Source organism: Zooshikella harenae (assembly GCF_018837975.1).
GTDB lineage: Bacteria > Pseudomonadota > Gammaproteobacteria > Pseudomonadales > Zooshikellaceae > Zooshikella > Zooshikella harenae.
On sequence record NZ_JAGSOY010000164.1, the window covers coordinates 1 to 3242 of the forward strand.

Consider the following 3242-nt stretch of genomic DNA (forward strand, 5'->3'; position numbering starts at 1 on the left):
TTTACAACTATTTTCGCGATTACGATCCAAGTACTGGACGCCACATCGAAAGTGATCCTTTAGGTATTCTCCTCGATAATCCTTCGCCTCAAATGTTGTTCGCTGAAGAGATGGGCATCATTGAACTTCCCTATGATGTTGCTCCTGGCTATATCAATCATCCCTATGCCTATGTTGCAAATAATCCTCTGATTTATACAGACCCCTATGGCTTGTTTGAAGAAACTATGGGTGGCTTTTTAGGGTTAGGTGGTGTACTTGCATTGGCTGATGGGCCGCTTCCATTTGGCGATATTGCAGCTGGTGCGGTTATTATTGGTGGAGGGATTTATCTTGCTTGTTCGTCAGAAAAGGGGAACAAGGAACATACTAAAGGTAAGCGGAAAAGTACCAAAGGTAAGCACCAGAAAGGGCGCGCCCGAAATAAGAAGGATCGCGGCGGTGAAAAAGGAGATAAGCGTCGGCCTTATCAAAGGTAGTTGGTATTTTTTAAAGGTGAAAAGTAATGGCGATTAAAGAAATACTAGAACAGGCGCAATCAAAAGGTACGCTCGTTTCTGTGTATGTTGATTCTGATGATTGGGATCAGTATTCGGTTGGTTATGTGGATTTAATAACAGAAACACATGTACGGCTTCGTTCCATTTCTAAGAATGGTGAAGATGCTGGGTTTGAAATTAGACCATTGTCGGAAATTTTTAAAATCGAGCATGGCGGAAAATATGAGCAGAAAATTGAAAAGCTAATCCAGAATCAAGGAAGTATATTTAGCGAAGTAAAGCCCAGTAGTAGCTCATCTAGTGATCTTATTAGAGATTCATTGCAACAGTCTTTAGATGAATCAGTTTGTGTTGTTGTATGGGGAGGTGATCCCGATGACTCGCTTGTAGGTTATGTTGAAAACATGGAATCAGGTTTAGTTAGCATTCGTTTGATTAATGAGTTTGGTGAAGATGACGGCCTTTCGACAATTGAAATCGATGAAATTACGAGCCTTGATTTTAATACTCGATCTGAACAGGTAAGGCAGTTTTTGTTTAAAAACAGAGCCTAGTTGATTAAGCGCTTATACAACTATTTTCGCGATTACGATCCAACTACTGGACGCTACATCGAAAGTGATCCGATTGGGTTAAAGGGTGGACTCAATACTTATGGGTATGTTTTAGGTAATCCCATCAACTCAACTGATCCACTTGGCTTGTATACCACTGTTCAACGCTGTGTTCATAAATATAACTGGCCAATGTGTACTGCAGCAGGAGGAGATGAAGCAGCAACTGCGGCATTCCATGCAGCCAGAGCTGCCCAGCAACTTAATAACCTAAATGAAAATGTATACGATGATGATAATGGGAAGTGCCCAACACCTGAGACTCATCCAGGTGACTTTGACAAATTACGTGGTGATCAAGGTTATCGGCCTAAGGATAAGAAGAAAAAGAACGAAAGATGGAAAAAAGATCGACTTCATGAAGACCATTGGGATGTGTCTGATACAAAGGGTAAAAAAGTTAAAGAAATTGATTTTGATGGTAATCAAATTTGGCCTAACGGCCCCAAGAATAAAAACAAACGTTAGAGGTTGTTAATGTCACACCCATATGAGCAATATAAAAATACTGAGTTATGGCAGGCAATAGAAAGTGCTATTAAAGACCTTATTGATAATAAAGACATTGAACTAACAACAAATGTTGAATATGTTGTCGGGTATGTTTGTAAAAAAGTATCAACAATTAAAACTTCTGACTCAGGATGATCTAATTCTGAACACTACCTTTTGTACTCATAAACTGGCTCGTCTTGCGAGCCATTAGTATTACACGCTCTTTTACAACTACTTCCGCGATTACGATCCAACTACTGGACGATACATCGAAAGTGATCCCATTGGGTTAAATGGTGGGTTGAATACCTATGCGTATGTTGAAGGGAATCCTGTTGGTTATTTTGATCCTGATGGTTTGAAATCTTTGCGATGTGCAAGGGGATTGGGAGATAAGGCTCAGCCTGCTATGAAACCTTCCGGTAATCCACTAAGACATGACTATCTTGTTGTAGACGGTGAAGTATTCAGCTTCCAGGCTGGCGATAACATGCTGTTGAGTAAAGGAAGAATTGATAATGATGAGTATAAAAGTAATGCTCAATGTGAGGAAATATCAAACGATCCAAAATTTGACGAAGCAGTAAAGCAGTCCGTGGCTGAGACCGGAGCACCAATTTATAATGTTACTGCTTATCCATTTACCCCTCAGCATAGACTTGGTGCTCGGAACTGCCAGACATGGACTGACGATGTTTTGGATAGAGCGAACGAAATACATAAAGGGCCATAAAGGCTATGTTGAATTTTTTACTTATCCTATTTTTTTCTAAAACGGTTCTGTTGACACCGGACTATATAGATGTGGACTCTACAGCTGATGGTTATACATTTATTTTACAAGAACCAATAAATGCTATTACACAAGGAGCAAGCATCCAGATTGATGTTACGAAAATGCTTGATCCTTTTAGTAAGGGAGATCTATTTAAAGTTCGCAGTGCTATCTCAGATTTATTCAAAAGTGGATCAATAGAAGTGACCCTAGGCGAAGGAGATGAAGCAGTCAGGCTTGAATATAAAGGATCAACTCTTATTAGTAATGATAGGGTAAGTTTAGCTCTTGTGGGAGATAATATTCCAACTGGTATTGACTTTACTAAGCTAGTTCTGAAAACAGAGGTTAAACTAGAGAGAATTAAAATATACTGGAAGAACTATAAAAAGTAGTTAACTATGATCATAACTCTCCTAAGCAGTGTGATTAATAGGTGAGTTATGAAGCATAAAATACCTGACGAATCCTCATGGGGTGAATACCATACTGATCTGGATGTGGCTGCAGCTCATAGCATGTTTGCAGGAAAAACTAATGAAGAAATGCAAAAGGAATTTAAGAAAAATATAATTGAGCGGTGTTCTGATATTAGATGGATGCCTATAGTTCCTTTTCAATATTATATTTTTGGTCTCAAGCATTATATTGATTCAGGGGACTTTAGTGATTTTAATAAACCAGATGCTGCAAGCTGTTTTATAGAGTTAGTATTAGACAAATTAAATGAGTCTCCAGAATATCTCGACTCAATAATTTTAGAGCTAATGCCTACTCTTAAGTATATTGCTGAAAATCAAGACTGGTTTGAGGCTGATATTGATATATACGGAGACTTTAAAGCGTTACTAGAAAAAA

Annotated in this window: 6 protein-coding genes and 1 pseudogene; all 7 read left to right on the top strand. The window is 38.6% G+C overall.

Annotation, left to right across the window (positions count from 1 at the left end):
- Window positions 1-479, top strand: a 479-nt coding sequence (locus KCG35_RS24150) for an RHS repeat domain-containing protein (RefSeq protein ID WP_373687374.1), incomplete at its 5' end; no start/stop codon positions are given.
- Between the two features lie 26 nt (window positions 480-505).
- Complete coding sequence (locus tag KCG35_RS24155) at window positions 506-1054, top strand: hypothetical protein (protein ID WP_215822416.1); 549 nt, start codon at window positions 506-508, stop codon at window positions 1052-1054.
- Complete coding sequence (locus KCG35_RS24160) at window positions 1055-1582, top strand: RHS repeat-associated core domain-containing protein (RefSeq protein WP_215822417.1); 528 nt, start codon at window positions 1055-1057, stop codon at window positions 1580-1582. It abuts the gene before it with no gap.
- Between the two features lie 9 nt (window positions 1583-1591).
- Entirely contained in the window at window positions 1592-1762 is a 171-nt protein-coding gene (locus KCG35_RS24165; protein WP_215822418.1) for a hypothetical protein, read from the top strand.
- Between the two features lie 79 nt (window positions 1763-1841).
- A pseudogene (locus KCG35_RS24170) lies at window positions 1842-2342 on the top strand (RHS repeat-associated core domain-containing protein); the annotation flags it as partial.
- A gap of 5 nt (window positions 2343-2347) precedes the next feature.
- The gene (locus KCG35_RS24175; protein ID WP_215822419.1) at window positions 2348-2779 is read left to right on the top strand and encodes a hypothetical protein; all 432 of its coding nucleotides are present in this window, start codon (window positions 2348-2350) and stop codon (window positions 2777-2779) included.
- A 48-nt stretch (window positions 2780-2827) separates the two neighbouring features.
- The coding region (locus KCG35_RS24180) for a hypothetical protein (RefSeq protein WP_215822420.1) at window positions 2828-3242 on the top strand (415 nt) is incomplete at its 3' end.